Origin of the sequence: Okeania sp. SIO2F4 (assembly GCF_010672385.1) — a bacterium.
Taxonomy (GTDB): Bacteria; Cyanobacteriota; Cyanobacteriia; order Cyanobacteriales; family Microcoleaceae; genus Trichodesmium.
Genome location: NZ_JAAHGT010000098.1, coordinates 1 through 16,872, shown reverse-complemented (window position 1 = coordinate 16,872; position 16,872 = coordinate 1). Strand labels below are relative to the sequence as shown.

The 16,872-nt window shown below is 36.3% G+C and carries 13 protein-coding genes; 8 read left to right on the top strand and 5 right to left on the bottom strand.

Annotated elements, in window-relative coordinates; translation table 11 throughout:
• Positions 1-685: 685 nt before the first annotated feature.
• Together F6K22_RS09105 and F6K22_RS09100 are read left to right on the top strand one after the other, a co-directional pair.
• Positions 686-3,751 carry a protein kinase domain-containing protein gene (locus F6K22_RS09105; protein WP_293096136.1) on the top strand — a complete coding sequence of 1,022 codons (3,066 nt, stop codon included), beginning with the start codon at positions 686-688 and terminating at the stop codon, positions 3,749-3,751.
• Between the two features lie 946 nt (positions 3,752-4,697).
• Entirely contained in the window at positions 4,698-5,108 is a 411-nt protein-coding gene (locus F6K22_RS09100) for a C6orf136 family protein (RefSeq protein ID WP_293096133.1), read from the top strand.
• Positions 5,109-5,363: 255 nt separating this feature from the next.
• On the opposite strand, the gene F6K22_RS09095 is transcribed toward F6K22_RS09100, so the two are convergent.
• Together F6K22_RS09095 and trpS are read right to left on the bottom strand one after the other, a co-directional pair.
• Complete coding sequence (locus F6K22_RS09095) at positions 5,364-6,254, bottom strand: methylenetetrahydrofolate reductase (protein ID WP_293096131.1); 891 nt, start codon at positions 6,252-6,254, stop codon at positions 5,364-5,366.
• A 151-nt stretch (positions 6,255-6,405) separates the two neighbouring features.
• On the bottom strand, positions 6,406-7,422 hold the full coding sequence (gene trpS, locus F6K22_RS09090) for a tryptophan--tRNA ligase (protein WP_293096129.1): 1,017 nt from the start codon (positions 7,420-7,422) through the stop codon (positions 6,406-6,408).
• 566 nt (positions 7,423-7,988) lie between these two features.
• On the opposite strand from trpS, the gene F6K22_RS09085 reads away from it, so the two are divergent.
• Positions 7,989-8,375 (top strand): hypothetical protein, encoded by a 387-nt coding sequence (locus tag F6K22_RS09085; RefSeq protein WP_293096127.1) that lies wholly within the window; start codon positions 7,989-7,991, stop codon positions 8,373-8,375.
• A 298-nt stretch (positions 8,376-8,673) separates the two neighbouring features.
• Complete coding sequence (gene ygfZ / locus F6K22_RS09080; RefSeq protein ID WP_293096138.1) at positions 8,674-9,723, top strand: CAF17-like 4Fe-4S cluster assembly/insertion protein YgfZ; 1,050 nt, start codon at positions 8,674-8,676, stop codon at positions 9,721-9,723.
• Between the two features lie 287 nt (positions 9,724-10,010).
• Here ygfZ and F6K22_RS09075 read toward each other — a convergent pair whose 3' ends face one another.
• Together F6K22_RS09075 and F6K22_RS09070 are read right to left on the bottom strand one after the other, a co-directional pair.
• Positions 10,011-10,604 (bottom strand): hypothetical protein, encoded by a 594-nt coding sequence (locus F6K22_RS09075; protein WP_293096125.1) that lies wholly within the window; start codon positions 10,602-10,604, stop codon positions 10,011-10,013.
• Between the two features lie 9 nt (positions 10,605-10,613).
• Positions 10,614-11,225 (bottom strand): hypothetical protein, encoded by a 612-nt coding sequence (locus F6K22_RS09070; RefSeq protein WP_293096122.1) that lies wholly within the window; start codon positions 11,223-11,225, stop codon positions 10,614-10,616.
• Between the two features lie 838 nt (positions 11,226-12,063).
• Here F6K22_RS09070 and F6K22_RS09065 point away from each other — a divergent pair.
• On the top strand, positions 12,064-13,461 hold the full coding sequence (locus F6K22_RS09065) for a carotenoid oxygenase family protein (protein ID WP_293096119.1): 1,398 nt from the start codon (positions 12,064-12,066) through the stop codon (positions 13,459-13,461).
• Between the two features lie 139 nt (positions 13,462-13,600).
• On the opposite strand, the gene F6K22_RS09060 is transcribed toward F6K22_RS09065, so the two are convergent.
• The gene (locus F6K22_RS09060; protein WP_293096117.1) at positions 13,601-14,080 is read right to left on the bottom strand and encodes a DUF533 domain-containing protein; all 480 of its coding nucleotides are present in this window, start codon (positions 14,078-14,080) and stop codon (positions 13,601-13,603) included.
• A gap of 279 nt (positions 14,081-14,359) precedes the next feature.
• On the opposite strand from F6K22_RS09060, the gene F6K22_RS09055 reads away from it, so the two are divergent.
• The 3 genes from F6K22_RS09055 to F6K22_RS09045 all read left to right on the top strand — a co-directional run.
• Positions 14,360-14,878 carry a DNA methyltransferase gene (locus tag F6K22_RS09055; RefSeq protein WP_293096114.1) on the top strand — a complete coding sequence of 173 codons (519 nt, stop codon included), beginning with the start codon at positions 14,360-14,362 and terminating at the stop codon, positions 14,876-14,878.
• A gap of 555 nt (positions 14,879-15,433) precedes the next feature.
• On the top strand, positions 15,434-15,931 hold the full coding sequence (locus tag F6K22_RS09050; RefSeq protein WP_363273176.1) for a phosphate-starvation-inducible PsiE family protein: 498 nt from the start codon (positions 15,434-15,436) through the stop codon (positions 15,929-15,931).
• A gap of 249 nt (positions 15,932-16,180) precedes the next feature.
• Positions 16,181-16,872 (top strand): DEAD/DEAH box helicase (locus F6K22_RS09045; RefSeq protein WP_293096109.1); only part of this gene is annotated, 692 nt, incomplete at its 3' end.

Below are 16,872 nucleotides of genomic sequence, written 5' to 3'. Positions count from 1 at the left end.
ATTTGTGTTTTAGGAGGAAACTAAAAAGTTTGAATGTCTCGACAAACAATTGCGATTAATTTTCCTGGAATTGCCGAAATTTCATAAAGCCTTATCTGACTTAAACAGCTTAACTGATAAATAGATTCCAAAAATATTTGAAATGGTAGCACATAACTTGTCTATTTTGTCAAGTTTTATGTTAAGAAAGATGTTGATAAAGCATAGCCTTTTAAGGGGATAAATCAAAAATTTTCATTTTAGTCAATCCTATCCGTTTTAAGAAGGGGTAATTATTAATTATTAATTGTTCATTGTTAATTGCTGAATGCTAATAGCTGTTTGCGCAGCAGTCCGCAGGAAATGCTTACATTTACCTTTATAAATTAAAAAAACTTACTCTACAAAAAAAAGTTAGACAAAAATTTTTTTCTACTATTCGGGAAAACAGGAAATTGACCGTGAAGCTGAACAAAATGATATTTCCTTATTTGTAAGCATTCAGCGGTCAGCTATCAGCTATCAGCTATCAGCTTCATTACCTTTAAAAGAGGAAAAAGCAATAAGCGAGATTTCAAAGTATGGGTATAAAGTTCATCTGTTAACCTTAAAAATCTATCAAGATACATAGTTTATTAAAAAGCTAATAGCTGAATGCTTACCCTTATTTAATTTTCACTGTCATTCTAGAAAGTTGAGAAATACCATGAGTCAATGTTTTAATCCTAACTGTTTACATCAGAATTCAGCAGAAACAGAACTATGTCAGGAATGTGGTTCAAAACTATTATTAGGGGAACGATATCGCGCTCTAGAAATTATTGGTGAGGGAGGTTTTGGCAGAACTTTTAAAGCTGTGGATGAGTTTAAACCTTCAAAACCTTTATGTGTGATTAAACAATTTTTTCCTACTGCTAAAGACAGTAAAAGTATTCAGAAAGCTACAGAGTTATTTGAACAAGAAGCAGTACGTTTAGAAACTCTTGGTAAGCATCCGCAAATCCCAGAACTTTTTACTTATGTAATTCAAGAAGATCGTCAATATTTAGTACAAGAATATATTGCTGGTAAAAACTTAGCTGAAGAGTTGGCAACAGAAGGTGTTTTTACTGAAAGTAAAATTCGAGAATTGCTGAATGAAATGTTGCCTATCTTAGAATTTATCCACGACCATCAGGTAATACATCGGGATATTAAACCAGATAATATTATTCGTTTGACTAATTCTGGTGGAGATAAAACCCAGAAACATTCTCTAGTCTTAGTTGATTTTGGCGCTGCTAAATTTACATCTAAAACTACCCTGAAAAAAACTGGAACGGTAATTGGTTCCGCAGCTTATATTGCACCGGAACAAGTAAGAGGAAAAGCAGTTTTTTCTAGCGACCTATATAGTTTAGGTATAACTTGTATTTACCTACTAACAGGAGTAGAACCTTTCGATTTATTTGATACTGGTGAAGATAAATGGGTTTGGCAAGATTATTTGAAAAATTCCGTGTCTCTTCAGTTAAGTCAAATTATCGATAAAATGCTGCAAACTGCTACGAAAAAACGCTATCAAACAGCAGCAGAAGTATTAAATGATTTGAATACTCCTGTAGAATTAAATACAGCCAAAAATAATATCAGTAAATGGTTTGTTGGTGGAGTGGCAGGTCTTACTTTTTTACTATCAATGAGCGTATTTTTAGCCGCAATATTTACCAATTATTCCCGAACAAATTATCCTCAACCAATTTCAGCAGATCCTAATGTCAAACCAGAAGTAAAACCCCAAAAAACAGTTATTTCATCTCCAAATTATGGTGGATTATATGCAAAATATGACACAGGAGAAATCCAAGCCTTTCCATTAGAACATACAGATGTCACAGCTAAAATTGCTGGAAACCTATCGCGGGTAGAAGTAGTCCAACGTTTTACCAATCCTTATAAAACTCCTTTAGAAGCAACCTACGAATTTCCATTGCCCGACGAATCTGCTGTAGATGATATGGAAATTCGGATTGGCGATCGCGTGATTAAAGGAATTATAAAAAAACGGGAAGAAGCTAAAAAAATCTACAATAAAGCCAAACAAGAAGGAAAAACTACTGCCTTATTAGAACAAGAACGACCTAATATTTTTACTCAGTCTTTAGCTAATATCAAACCTGGTGAAACAATAGAAGTAGTAATTCGCTACACCGATGCCTTAAAATTTGCCGGGGGTGACTATGAATTTGTCTTTCCGATGGTTGTCGGACCTCGTTATAATCCTGGAAATTCTAATTTAGGAAGCTTCCCAGAAAAATCTATTCATTTAGCAAGTTTACCTGGAACAAACTCCATTCCTAACTTACTTTCTCAAACTTTAGAAACTCCGCCAAAAGAACGCTCAGGTAATGATATTAACGTCACAATTGAAATTGATGCTGGAGTACCAATTTCTAATATTATTTCTCCCTCCCATCAAATCCAAACACAAAAAATTTCTGCTGAAGGATTACCATCTATTACTCAGATAAAACTAAACCAAGCTGATACTATCCCCAATAAAGATTTAGTTCTCCGTTACCAAGTAGCAGGCAAAGAAACCCAATCCACAGTTCTCTCCCAAGCCGACAATAAAGGCGGTCATTTTGCAATTTATTTAATTCCTGCTCTGGAATATAAAACCAAAGAAATTGTACCGAAAGATGTAGTCTTCTTAATGGATACATCCGGTTCCCAAAGCGGTGCCCCCCTCGAACAATCAAAAGTATTAATGCGCCGTTTTCTTCAGGGATTAAATCCTGACGATACCTTTACTATTATTGACTTTGCCAATAGTAGCCAAACATTATCAAGCGAACCTCTAGCCAATACTCCAGCTAACCAGAAAAAAGCCATAAATTATGTTAACAAATTAAGAGCTAATGGAGGTACAGAATTATTAAATGGTATTGATACTGTCCTGAATTTTTCCCCTGCAAAAAATGGTCGGTTGCGCAGTATAGTCTTATTAACAGATGGCTTAATAAGTAATGAAAATCAAATCATTTCTCGAATACAAAAACAACTACAACCAGGCAACCGTCTTTATAGTTTTGGTGTGGGAAGTTCCGTCAACCATTATTTATTAAACCGACTCGCAGAAGTAGGTCAGGGTACAGTTCATGTAGTCCGTCACGATGAGTCTGTCAATGCAGTAACAGAAAAGTTTTTCAATGAAATAAATAACCCAGTGCTGACAAATATTGAGGTGAAATGGCAAGGTTTGGGAGAAACGCCAGAAATTTTCCCCCTTAAACCCGCTGACTTGTTTGCTCAAGAACCCTTAGTTTTGTACGGACGCAAACAAGACCGACTCAACGGAAATTTACAAATAACCGCAGTTGCTGCTGGTGGTAAACGTTATCAAAAAACCTTTCCCTTGCGCTTCGACTCCAATAGTGGCAATGAAGCGATCGCTCAACTTTGGGGACGAGCAAAAATTAAACAGTTAATGTTGTCAACAACTAATGGGGAGACCCCAGAAACAGTAAATGCTATAACAAATGTTGCTTTAGGTTATCGGTTGATGTCGAAATATACTGCTTTCGTAGCGGTGAGCGATGACCAACGAGTTGACCCTAATAACCCCAGTCATCAAGCGAAAGTGAAAAAACAGACTCCCGATGGAATGATGGGTATTCCAGAACCTAGTTTTGTGTGGGCAATATTGTTATTTGGTTTATATTTGGGTTGGAAACAGTGGGTGCAGTGGCAAAAGATGAAAGTTGATGTTGATATAACTACAATTAAGTAGGTAGTGCTGTGACCAGCCTAAAATATTGCAATAGTAGGGGAGGGTTCCGCGTTAAATTAATGGTGTTACAAATGATCCGGTGAACTCGCTTCCTCCTTACCTAGGGATACAATGCACAAAATTAGCTGTGTCAGTCCAGTAAGTATAGCGCTACACTGATAGGCACAAGTCAGATAGGATAGCTGTCAGATTGGCGAAATACACAAGTCAGAAGTCAGAAGCAATCTCTGACTGAGTTTTATTATTCAGCAATATCTGCGCCATTTGCTTCGACTGCTATATTAAAAAGCTTTGTTATCTTATGATAATTATGGCAAACTTATCAATTAATAATTGATTAATTTAGTTTGTGGTGGTGCATTGTAATAGTAGTGGGAGCATCTTGCTCCTTTAGAAACTGTTTGTAAACTCATAAAAACCTCTCTCCAAACCTCTCTCCTACTCCGCTCTTAGGCTCCGGCAACCCCCATTCCCTTGTAGGGAAGGGGGGCAGGGGGGTTAGGTTTTTATAATTCATCGGTTCCATGCAGCACTTCTCAAACAGCTTCTTACTAGGCGTTGTTTATCCCCATTTACTATTACTATCTAGGACTAACATTTAGTTTAGCTATTTCCCAAAAATTAGGACATTAGAAAAATTTAAATCCTTTACAACTAATATAATAGTGTTGACCGAAAAAATTTGGGTAGTTACGCCTCCTCTTTTAAGGGGATAAAAAGCGGTCGTTTGCGGAGCATTTCGTCAGGATGGGATGGCGAGGTTTCCTCGCCATATCCAATCGACCAAGAGAAAAGAAGATTCTGTATTTCAAGCCTCCTGGTTAAGCAGGAGGTACTGATAACTGATAACTGATAACTGAATAACTGATAACTGAAATGACTTGAGCTGATAGCTGATAGCTGTTTGCTTAAAGCTATAGTTAGTTTTGTAGTGAGGAAAATTTAAGTGCAGGTTGAACAAGTTCTTGAGACACTAAAGTTAGATTTACCAACTTTGTTTGAAAAAGATATTTCCTACGATATCTATACTAAAGATATTTTTTTTAAAGACCCGGTAAATACTTTTAAGTGGAAGTTTAATTATCGAATTATTTTTTGGACTTTACGCTTTCACGGTCGGCTATTTTTTACGGAACTGTATTTTGATTTACATGATGTTCAGCAAACAGCAGAAGATATAATTTTAGCAAATTGGACTGTGCGTGGTGTGTTAAGAGTTCCTTGGCAAGCTAAGATTTTTTTTAATGGTTATTCAACTTATAAATTTAATCAAGATGGGTTGATTTATGAACATATTGATACCTGGGATAGGAAACCAAGTGAAATATTAAAGCAGTTTTTCTCCCTTGGGGAGTAGGGAGTAGGGAGTAGGGAGCAGTTCTCCAAAATTCGACTCCTACCCTCACCCATAATACTTAGGGTTTGCTGAAAAAGTCTTTTTTAAGAAGTAGGGGAGCGGGGGAGTAGGGAGTAATTTTTTTGCTCAACTCTTGCCCAAAATGCTAACTTTTTGAGCATCAAGAGCTGAAAAATAGGTACTTTTTCAAGACATAAAAATGCTAAAACTTTTATCTGTAAATGCTTTGAGATTTAATCAGCAAACCCTACTTATTCAGTCTCTAATTGGAGAAATTTCAGCCATATCTAATATTTGGGGAATTAAATCTTCTCGCTTAATTGCCATGAGATGAACTCCATGACAAATGTTACTTGCCATCTTCACTTGTTCGGCAGCAATTTTTATTCCTTCTTGTAAAGGTTTTTCCGCATTTGCCAAACGATTAATAATATGTTCTGGTATATCAACTCCCGGCACATACTTATTCAGAAAAGCAGCATTTTTCGCCGATTTTAGTAAAAATATTCCCGCTAAAATTGGCTTATTACTATCAACTGCGATTTGATTCATAAATTTTTCTAGTTTATCAAAATCAGAAATTAATTGACTTTGAAAAAATTGAGACCCTGCTAATAATTTACGTTCAAATCGTCTTTTTAATCCAGACCAACTAGGAGACTGAGGGTCTACCGCAGCACCTACAAATAAATCTGTTGGTCCATCCGGTAAAGCTTTCTCATTCCAGTCCATACCTTGGTTTAACTTAGCAATCATTTGTAATAGACGTGTAGACTCCATGTCAAATACACTTCTGGCATCTTTATGGTCTCCTGCTTTTACAGGGTCTCCAGTCAGGGCCAAAATATTGTGAATTCCTAAAGCTGAAGCTCCCATTAGGTCAGCTTGTAAAGCTATACGGTTGCGATCGCGACAAGCTAGTTGAAATATTGGCTCTAGGCCAATATTTTTCAAGATGATGGAAGCTGCTAATGAGGACATTCTCAATACGGCACGACTACCATCAGTAATATTAACTGCATGAACTCTACCTTTGAGAGTTTCAGCCATTTTAATCATGTGAGTAGGGTCAGCTCCCTTGGGTGGTGCTACTTCAGCAGTGATTAAAAATTCTCCAGATTTTACGGCATTGCGAAATTTATTCATTTATATTATTTCTTTACTATGTTTAAGTTTTCAATATTTAAGCATTCAGCCGTCAGCTAACAGCTAGCCTCCTGGGTCGTAACTAGGTTAACAGCTATGAGTTATTAACTCATTCTTTTTTTCTATCTACCTATTCCCTATTCCCTACTCCCTACTCCCTATTCCCTATTAATGAATAACCCAAAGCTTTTTTAACTTTTTCTAGAGTTTGATTAGCGATCGCTCCTGCTTTTTCCTTTCCTTCAGCTAAAACAGATTCTAGATAACCTTTATCATCCATAACTGCTTTATATTTTGTTTGAATTGGAGTTAAAGCTGCAATAGTTGCCTCAGTTAATAAAGGCTTAAATTTACCCCATCCCATATCTTGACATTCTGTTATTACCTCTTCCTTTGTTTTATCTGAAAATAATCGATAAAGAGTCAATAAATTATTACATTCAGGTCTTTCAGGATTATCAAATTCCAAACCTTTAACCGGATCTGTTTTACAACGTTTAATTTTTTTCGTAATTACATCTGGTGGATCTAATAAATTAATTCTACTCAATTCTGAAGGGTCAGATTTAGACATTTTGCTAGTACCATCTGTCAAACTCATTACCCGCGCACCCTCTTTTCTAATCAAAGGATTTGGTAATTTTAATATAGTTTCTCCCTGACCAAATTGATGATTAAATCTAACAGCTATATCGCGGGTAAGTTCCAAATGTTGTTTTTGGTCTTCTCCCACAGGAACTTTATCTGCATTATAAAGTAGGATATCCGCAGCCATCAAAACTGGATAATCCAATAAACCTGTACCTACATTTTCTCCCTGTTTAATTGCTTTTTCCTTAAATTGAATCATATCTGTCAACCAATTCAGCGGAGTAATACAGTTGAGAAACCATGTCAATTCACTATGGGCAGAAATGTGAGATTGTACAAATATTGTAGAATAATTCAGGTCTATACCGCAGGCCAAATATAAAGCAGCAATAGTGTAGGTATCTGTAGCTAGTGTAGCCGGATTATGGGGTACTGTAATGGCGTGTAAATCTACTACACAGAAAAAATTGTCGTATTCTTTTTGTCCTTCTACCCAGTTGCGAATTGCGCCTAAATAGTTACCAATATGAAGGTTTCCAGTTGGTTGAACTCCAGAGAGTACGCGCTGTTTAGCCATTATTTCTCTAATCTTTAGTTGTTCAAAATTAATTAATACTTAAGATTAACATATTGAGTGCCTGGTTGAATATTCTCTGTGCGCAAGTCAAAAATCAAAAGCCAAAAGTCATTTCAGTTATCAGTCCAGTCCAGTAGTAGACCGACACAACTAAAATGGTGCGTTAGATGGGGAGATGGGGGGATGGGGAGATGGGGAGATAAACACACCTAGTAGACCGACACAACATAAAATGGTGCGTTACGAAGGATTCCTAAATATCCTTCATAGTTTAAATTTTAGCTGTAAATACGCACCCTACAAATTTTACACTGAATTTTCTTTTTTTATTCCCTACAAATGGGAGGTTTGAGACCTTATTTTCTGCTCAATTTTACCAATGATTCGATTAATAGTTGACAAATGAAAAAAAATCTATTTCAATTCAAATATTACCTAAAATTTAGTATAGTTTGAGAGGGTGTATCAAGATGGAGAGTAATTGTCTAAAATTAATAATTGGCAGTTAAAGAATACTAATAATTATTACTCATAAAGATAAATTAATACCTCTGAATCAAAATATAATGAAGCCAAAAATTAATAATGTTACTGCCTGGAAACAAGCAGAGTTACTAATGCAACCTGCCTTTATTAGAATTCTAGATCATATTCGGAAAAAACTAGAAAATTCTGTTTGGCAAGGTACTTATGAAGAAGTACAAACCCCAATTCCAGGTTATAGATTAGATTTAGAATATCAAGACAAAAAAATTAGTATTAATGTCTGGGAACTCTGCTATCAAGTTTGTTTTAGCAACTATCTTTCTACTCATTCTGCTGACCAAACAGTAGAAGTTGATATTGATATTAGCCTACTTAATCAAGAAGGAAATGTTAATTGGGATCTTCTTGATGAAAAGGCTCTAAAAGTAGTAGAAAATATGATGGCAGATTTACCAATGGATAATTGATAATGGATAATTGATAATTAGATATAGTTTTCATTATCCACTATTCATTACTGATTATTCGTTATTCATTAATAAAATTTCTAAACTTGGTTCAATTCTGTCGGTTTTAACCAGAGGTAATTATTTATTAATGAACTAAATCAGTCAACAGTTAACAGTTCAGTCATATCTATTCTATTAGCAGGCAAGATGCCTATAAAATAACTTTTAACTTCGTTAAATTTATTTTATTTATAGATAAATTATTTGAGAACAAACAAATATTTGTACAAACAAAAATCAAGATTAAATGAACACTATGAATGAGAAACTACAAAATATTCAAACATCTAATGGAGCAAATTTTCAAGACTCTATTCCAGTTAGTTTTGGTAACGATACTCAAGCAATAGAAGCAACAAAACAGGGAGTAGCTGTATGCGATCGCTCATATTGGGGACTAATAGAAATTTCAGACGATGACCGTCTACGGTTTCTCCACAACCAAAGTACCAATAATTTCAATATTCTCAAACCAGGTGAAGGTTGTGACACAGTTTTTGTCACTCCCACCGCTCGCACTATTGACTTAACAACAGCTTACGTTACAGAAAATAATGTTTTATTGCTAGTCTCTCCCATCCGTTGTCAACAGTTAGTAGAATGGTTTGACCGTTATCTCTTCCCTATGGATAAAGTAGAAGTAAAAGAGATCGGTAGTGAATACTCCATATTTAGTCTTATTGGAGTAGAAAGCAAAAACTCGATCGCCAAATTAGCAGGTACAACTCCTCCAGATGCACCCTACGCTAGTAATGAGTTAATGAGTTTGGGAAATGTAGAAGTTAGGGTCGCTGTTGGTAGTGGGTTGGCAACAGAGGGGTACACCTTGATAGTACCTGTGAATAATGCTGCCGAAGTTTGGCAAATGTTGGTAGAAACAGGAGCAGTACCCATGGGCGATCGCCTGTGGCAACAACTGAGAATACAACAAGGTCGTCCCGCACCAGACTATGAACTTACAGATGACTACAACCCTCTAGAAGCAGGTTTATGGAATACTATTTCTTTTGAAAAAGGTTGTTATATTGGTCAAGAAACTATTGCTCGTTTAAACACATATAAAGGTGTCAAACAAAGACTTTGGGGAGTACGTTTAAATGGCAAAGTAGAATTAGGAAATGTTGTGCAAGTAGGAGATGAAAAAGTTGGGAAATTAACAAGTTGTACGGAAACTAATGATGGTTATTTTGGTTTAGTTTATATCAGAACAAAAGCAGGGGGAGTAGGTTTAAAAGTGCAAGTAGGAAATGTGGAAGGAGAAGTAGTTGAAGTGCCTTTTTTAAGTCATCAATATTTTGATAGTTAGTTTTTTATTACTGGTAATTTTTGTCTGAATAAATGAAGCGCGGGGTCATTTCAGTTATCGGTTAGCCTCTTGCAGAGGAACTGCGTTAACAGTTAGCCTCCTACGGAGGAACTGCGTTAACAGTACCTCTGGCTGTTTGCGCAGCATTCCGTAGGAAACCCAGAGGCTTGAAATAATGAACTGTTATCTTTTCATCCCCTTAAAAGGGGAGGCGCATGCCCTCTTTTTCTGGTAAAAATAATCCCCGCTTAATCCCTTGTTTTTTGCTTGATGAAATTATTAAAAAATTACTTTAACTGACTTATTAATTGCTGTATCAACAGACCTTGTTCTTTAAGTTGATTTTCTAAAGTTATAATTCTTTTCTCTAGAATTTTTACTTGTTGTTGTTCTTTAAGCTGATTTTCTAAAGTTATAATTTTTTTCTCTAGAAATTTTACTTGTTGTTCTAAGTCTTGCTGTTTAGGTTCTATTCCTGTTTCTGTTTTCTTATTAGCACCATTATTAAATGCTGTAACAACTTGTTTCCAACTGCGACTACTAAGTTTAATACCATGAGCATCTTTGAGATGTTTATATGCAGCATTACAATTTTTGAAACGTGCCTTTAAAGATTTTTCTGTCCAATTATTTGCTTCTTTGAGTAGTTCCCGATCCAAAACATTAGAAGGTGGAAGTTGAGCTTGAGATTCAACTAAATTAGTAGTTGTGTAATCTATCTCACTTTGAGCATAATTGTAACCAACTTTCAGAGCAGTTTCAGCAATCATAAAAGAATTTTCGGTTAGTTCATCACCGAGTAATTGCATTTGGTTAATACCCTTTTTTATGTTTTTAAGCTGCTGAGTAGTTTCTTGAAGTGATTCTGTTAGTTTACCCATATTCTTTTTCTATTTATTTTCTAGTAGTTGACGACCAATGTTAGTTTGACTTTCGTCTTCCCAACTTATTGGATTGGGTTGTGCTGATTTCATAGGTATTAAATCTTTAATATCAGTATTTAAAAGTCTGTTAGCAGCTTTCATTATAGCTCTAAAACGATCCAATCCTGACATGACGTTTTTGTTTTTCTCAATATTTTCATAAACAGATTCAAAATCAGTTATTAATTGATTTGTTGCCTGCAATTGAATTGTTAAGTTGTCTACTTGGTTAGTTAGTTCATCTCCCTCTTGTTGTAATCTAGTATTTGTCTCAACACTATGAGATAGTGCTTGTCTTAATTTCTGCTTTTCTAACTTATATTTCTCAATTACCTTTAAAGACTTATTTAAGTTATCTTTGAGTTTTAAAAATTTTTCTCTCTCTTCTTTTCTACCTCTAACTAACTGCGACCTACTCAATGATAAACTTTTATAATTTTGGCGTAATTCTTGATACTGTGCTTCTAGCTCATCCCGTTTGATCTTTTGGATATGTAGAGGAAATTGATTAACACTTTTATAATTTTTATAGCCAGAAGTAGCAGTATTTTGTTTAGGTGATTCACATTTTTTTCCCATCGTGCAATCCTGGATTATTTGAGATTTTTTTGTACACTAATATAGTTTAAATCATTCTATTTCTGATTGACAATAGAGATTATACATAATATGAGAAATTTTGCTGGTTATCTAAAACAAAGTTAATCCAGTAAAATTACTGACAGTAGCTAAAGCTAAGGTTGTGTAGCGTGCTTAAAGGCGAGAATAATCATAAAAAATGATACAATGATATTGAACAGAAGAAATACTAGAGACTCGTAGTCTGTTTCCTTTGACAAAACGAAAAACTAAATTACCGAATAATTAATAATTACCTCTTCTCCAATAGAGGGATTAGCTAAAAGGAATTTTTTTCTTTTTTCTCTATGAATGCAGAGGCTTTACACCTTAATTATTTGGTAATAATTGCAAGAATTTGACCAGCATATTTCCCAAAAACTTCTAGATATTGCCAATAAAAAAAGAAGTAATTTATTTACAGAAAAATTGTGGTCTAAAGCCTCCCCTTAAAAAGGCAAAAAAAAAGAGAATATTCGCCAAGGTCAAGCCTCCTTATTGCAGAGGTACTGATAACTGAAATAACCTGAAGGGTCAGTTTGATCCAGATTTAATTGAGATTATTCTCAAAGTTTATTTTTGACAAAAATCGGTTGTTATCGATCCATTTTATCCTAGTGGAACTGTTTTATTAAAAGCTGGGTATTTCTCTCTAGAAGCTTTAGGAAAAATTTGATTTAATATACAAAATAGAAAAAAAATATTCTCTCCTGACTTCTGACACCTACAAAAAGCCTAACAACTAATCCCCAAATTTTTCCCAATTGTTATAAAATAAGTTAAACATTATCAAAAATTTATGACGACAACAACTCCTACCATTAACCCTTTTTTAACCAAGAATTTCGCCCCCGTTAGAGAAGAAACAACCGCCGACAACCTCAAAGTTATTGGGGAACTACCTCCCGATCTCTCAGGAATGTTTGTGCGCAATGGCCCCAACCCGCAATTTGACCCCATTGGAGAATATCACTGGTTTGACGGCGACGGAATGCTCCATGGAGTCAGAATAAAAGACGGCAAAGCATCCTATCGTAACCGTTATGTACGCACGAACAAATTCTGGGTAGAAAACCAGGAAAATAAACCACTATTGCCAGGATTATTAGAGCCACCCCAACCAGATAATCCCTACATTACAGATGCTAGTAGAGCTAACACTGCTCTGGTATATCATGCCAATCATTTTTATGCGCTCTGGGAAGCTGGTGCGCCGTACCATATTAAACTGCCTGAGTTGGAAACTATTGGCAAACAGACTTTTAACAACAAGCTTGAATCTCCTTTTACTGCCCATCCTAAAGTTGATGCGGTGACAGGAGAAATGATGTTTTTTGGTTATTCAGTAGCTCAACCTCCGTTTTTACAATATAGCGTTGTTTCGGCAAATGGAGAATTGCTACGCACCATACCTATAGATTTGCCTGTGGGAGTAATGATGCACGACTTTGCTATTACGGAAAACTATAGTATATTTTTCGATTTACCGATAACTTTCCGTCCAGAAAGAATAGAAAAAGGTCAATTTCCACTAATGTTTGAGTCAGAAACACCCAGTCGCTTCGGTATAATTCCACGTCATGGCGATAGTGGAGAGGTGCGCTGGTTTGAAACTCCAGCTTGTTTTGTTTGGCATACTCTCAATGCTTATGAGGAAAGAGATGAGGTTGTATTGCTTGGTTGTCGGGTCAACTCTACTAATGTATTTGTGACTAATGAGAGCGATCGCCTCCCTGATGGAGATATTCCTTATCTATATCGTTGGCGGTTTAACCTTAAAACTGGAGCGGTAAAAGAGGAAAAGTTGGATGATGTACCTTCTGAGTTCCCCCGTGTCAATGAAGAATTATTAGGACGAAAGACGCGGTTTGGTTATTCGGTAAGGATGGCACCAGGAAGTTTTCCTTTGTTTGATGCTCTGATTAAATATGATTTGGATACAGGGAAGTCAGAAACCCATGAGTTTGGTAAGGGACGTTATGGTGGTGAGGCAGTGTTTGCTCCTCGACTCAATGCTAGCAGCGAAGATGATGGTTGGTTGGTGACTTATGTTCATGATGAAAATACTCAGACGTCTGAGTTGGTAGTAGTGAATGCTCAGGATGTGAGTGGGGAAACTGTAGCGCGAGTGATTATTCCGCAGCGAGTACCTTATGGTTTTCATGCTGTCTGGGTGACAGAAGTGGAGTTGAGTTAAGTTTTTAGTAGGTCAGGACTTACGCAAAACACCATATCTGTTAGGGGCGAATGCAATTCGCCCTCTACAGATAGAGTATTATCTACGAGTTTGCGTAAGTCCTGTACATGACTTCCGTGAAACGGTATAACAATCAAGTTTAGTAAGGAGCGCCATCAGGGAACAACAGACCTATCCGTTGTTCTCGCACCTTAGCTTCCTCAACACAAATTTCCTTGAGAGAATCAACAACTTCTTTTTCTAACCCTAGTTTTTCTGCTATTTGGTAAATTTTAGCCATTTCATCTGGGTGTAATTCTCCATCAGCACTACAAGTCTTAAGAGCAAGATAAATAACTGTACGACGACCAGAATTATTCACAGCAGATGCTTGACTTAAAACATCAATTACATCTTCATCCGCTTGGTAAGTTTTAGCTAATTCATATCCATCACTGCCGAGTGCAGCAGCACGACCAACAATCCAATTTCTTTCTTCTGGCGCTAGTACCCCATCTGCTTTGGCACAAATAAGAACTGATTTGATAATTGTGTCATGATCTTGGGTTGGTGGGACACTCTTGAAGCCATAGGTTTCACCATGCAACCACAACTTAGCATCCTGTTCCATGTCAGACATAATTTAATGCTCCATTTTTAATTTTTGACTCCCACCAGCATCATACAATATGATGGAAAATTTTAATTTTTGAGAGTGTAAAAAATTATTACAGCAGTAATGTTTTCCTGTCCTGCTAAGATATTGGAGGCTATAGTTTTCTAATAACATCTCCGCTTACTTTGGAGTGTTATAAGAAACCGGGTCTATTATCCTAATTATTATTCGCTCTTACGAAATTTCGTTGATAAATCCAGTTTTTTATGTAAATCTTATATTTAACCAAGAGGATAGTAATAGTTGCAAGAATTTGACCAACCTATTTCCCAAAAACTTCTAGATATTACTAATAAAAAAAGAAGTAATTTATTTGCCTGGAGGGGTCAGTTTTCTCCAGAATTAATTGAGACTATTCTTAAAGTTTATTGTTTGCCAAATTCGATTTTTCTCGATCCTTTTGCTGGTAGTGGAACTGTTTTATTAGAAGCTGGATATTTTTCTCTAGAAGCTTATGGATGTGATATTAATCCTGTCGCTTGGATGTTTGGAAAAATTTATGAGTTGATTAATCAACCTCAGAAAAAAGAAATTTTAAGTCAGGTAAGAGAATATTTAGACAAAGAGTTTCCCATCAGAATATTACTCGACGATGAAAAAGAAGTTGAATATTTAGCAGAAAAAGTCTCAAAAGTTAGGGATAAACTGGATAAAAATGCCAAATTAATATTTGATGTCTTGATAATACTAATTGAATGTAGCAGAAAAAATAGGAGACAGGAGATAGTAGATAGGAGATATACTCATTTCAGTTTAGATTGAGATGAGTGTTTCTTGCCTTGAAAGGGTTTCATCCTTATTTGAAATGACTATAGTAGATAGGAGATAGGAGACAATTCATAGTGGTCATAATTGAGTAATTAATTGAGTATTTATGCTTAATATTTTCCTGAGAATCTGACTCCACAGAAAGGTCAATGAATCGGAGCTATATAGTATAAATACCTACCAAGTCACAGATTTTTATACTACTTTTAATGTGACAATTTGACGTGCGGAATCTGGGTTTAAACTATCAGAAAGTTTTCTTCCAATTGAACCTTAATTCTATACACAAACGATGCTACCGGACATGATATAATTTGGGGTTAGGTCGAACAAACTTAGAGACAGTTAAGCAGAAGTTATATTAGATAAAGATTTTTATATTTATTAAGTATTGTTATTTGTAAAATTTATAGTTAAGCTATAAAGCAACAATCTTTAATTATTAATCTAATATATCAGATTACCAAATCATTAGGTTAGGCATTCTCTATGAAAATCAATCAACCGTCATCTGTTCCCTGGTATCGCTGCCTAAATAGTAGTGGAGTTATTCGACTTTTAGAAATCGTACAAGATTTCATTATCATTTGCTTGTGCATTGGACTGTTTAGCTTTATGGTCCTTGAATTATGGGAGATGGTATTATCGCTAATTCCTCCTTTAGATTTTCAATCTGTCACGTCAGATATTTTGTTTCTGTTAATTCTGGTTGAATTATTTCGTCTGTTAATTATCTATTTGCAAGAGCGCCGAGTTTCCATCGGAGTTGCTGTTGAAGTATCAATTGTTTCTGTTCTCAGAGAAATTATTGTGCGTGGCGTTTTAGAAACGCCATGGTTTCAGATTTTAGTTGCTTGTGTTTTACTATTGGTTTTAGGAGGGTTGCTCGTCATCAGAGTTTGGTTGCCTCCTACTTTTGATGGGATCGATCCAGAACAATTTGTATCAAAGCGTCATACAGCAAGAGTCACTACCTCATCTGAATCCCAAATGGGTTCTATAAAAGAACAGTATTTAGCCTCTGACCAATCGGTAGTGCGTCATTGAAGGGCTTTTTTCCATGAAGGAGGCGATCGCCTCCTTGATACTCATAAGTCTGTCTTGAGTACGTCCTTATTTCGAGGAGACCCCAGAATTACGCACTCGCTTTTTTTCGTTTCATCCCATCTTTTTCATCCCTCACGAGAAGGTGCGGGTGGTGACTAGGGTGGGTTAGTCGAACCATTATATAGTGTCTTTGCGTAAGTCTATTCCTTTTGCCCTACTGTACTTCTTGCTCCCTATTACCCCAGAATAATGTACCGAACACCAACCATCAAATTCGATCGCGGCACCTTGCTCCTCCATCCCCCACCCCAGGGAAAAGCTTGGATAGACTACGCCACCTGGGATGACCGGGTGGAAAAATTCCGGGTTCGGGCAATAGACTATCGCCCTTTAGTTGAATCATTAAAGGCAGCAAAAATTGATTTTGTTGACAAAGCTAAAGAATTTGCACCTCTCGAACTTATCCCTAGTTTCGAGATGCCACCCTATCCTCATCAAGAGGCAGCATTGAAAGCTTGGAAACAAGGTGGTAGAAATGGAGTTGTCATTCTCCCTACTGCTTCTGGCAAAACATATTTGGCGCAACTGGCAATGCAGGCAACTCCCCGAAGTACCCTGGTGGTTGTACCAACTCTGGACTTGATGCACCAATGGTATGCACATTTAAACGCAGCTTTTCCCGATGTAGAGGTGGGGTTGCTCGGAGGTGGGTCTAGGGATAAAACGCCAATTTTAGTTGCGACTTACGATAGTGCGACTATTCACGCGGAGGCGATCGGCAATAAATATGCTCTATTAGTTTTCGATGAATGTCACCACTTACCTACTGATTTTTATCGAGTAATTGCCGAATACGCGATCGCTCCTTATCGCCTGGGTCTGACGGCAACTCCTAATCGTTCCGATGGTCGTCATTCTGACCTAGATTATTTAATCGGACA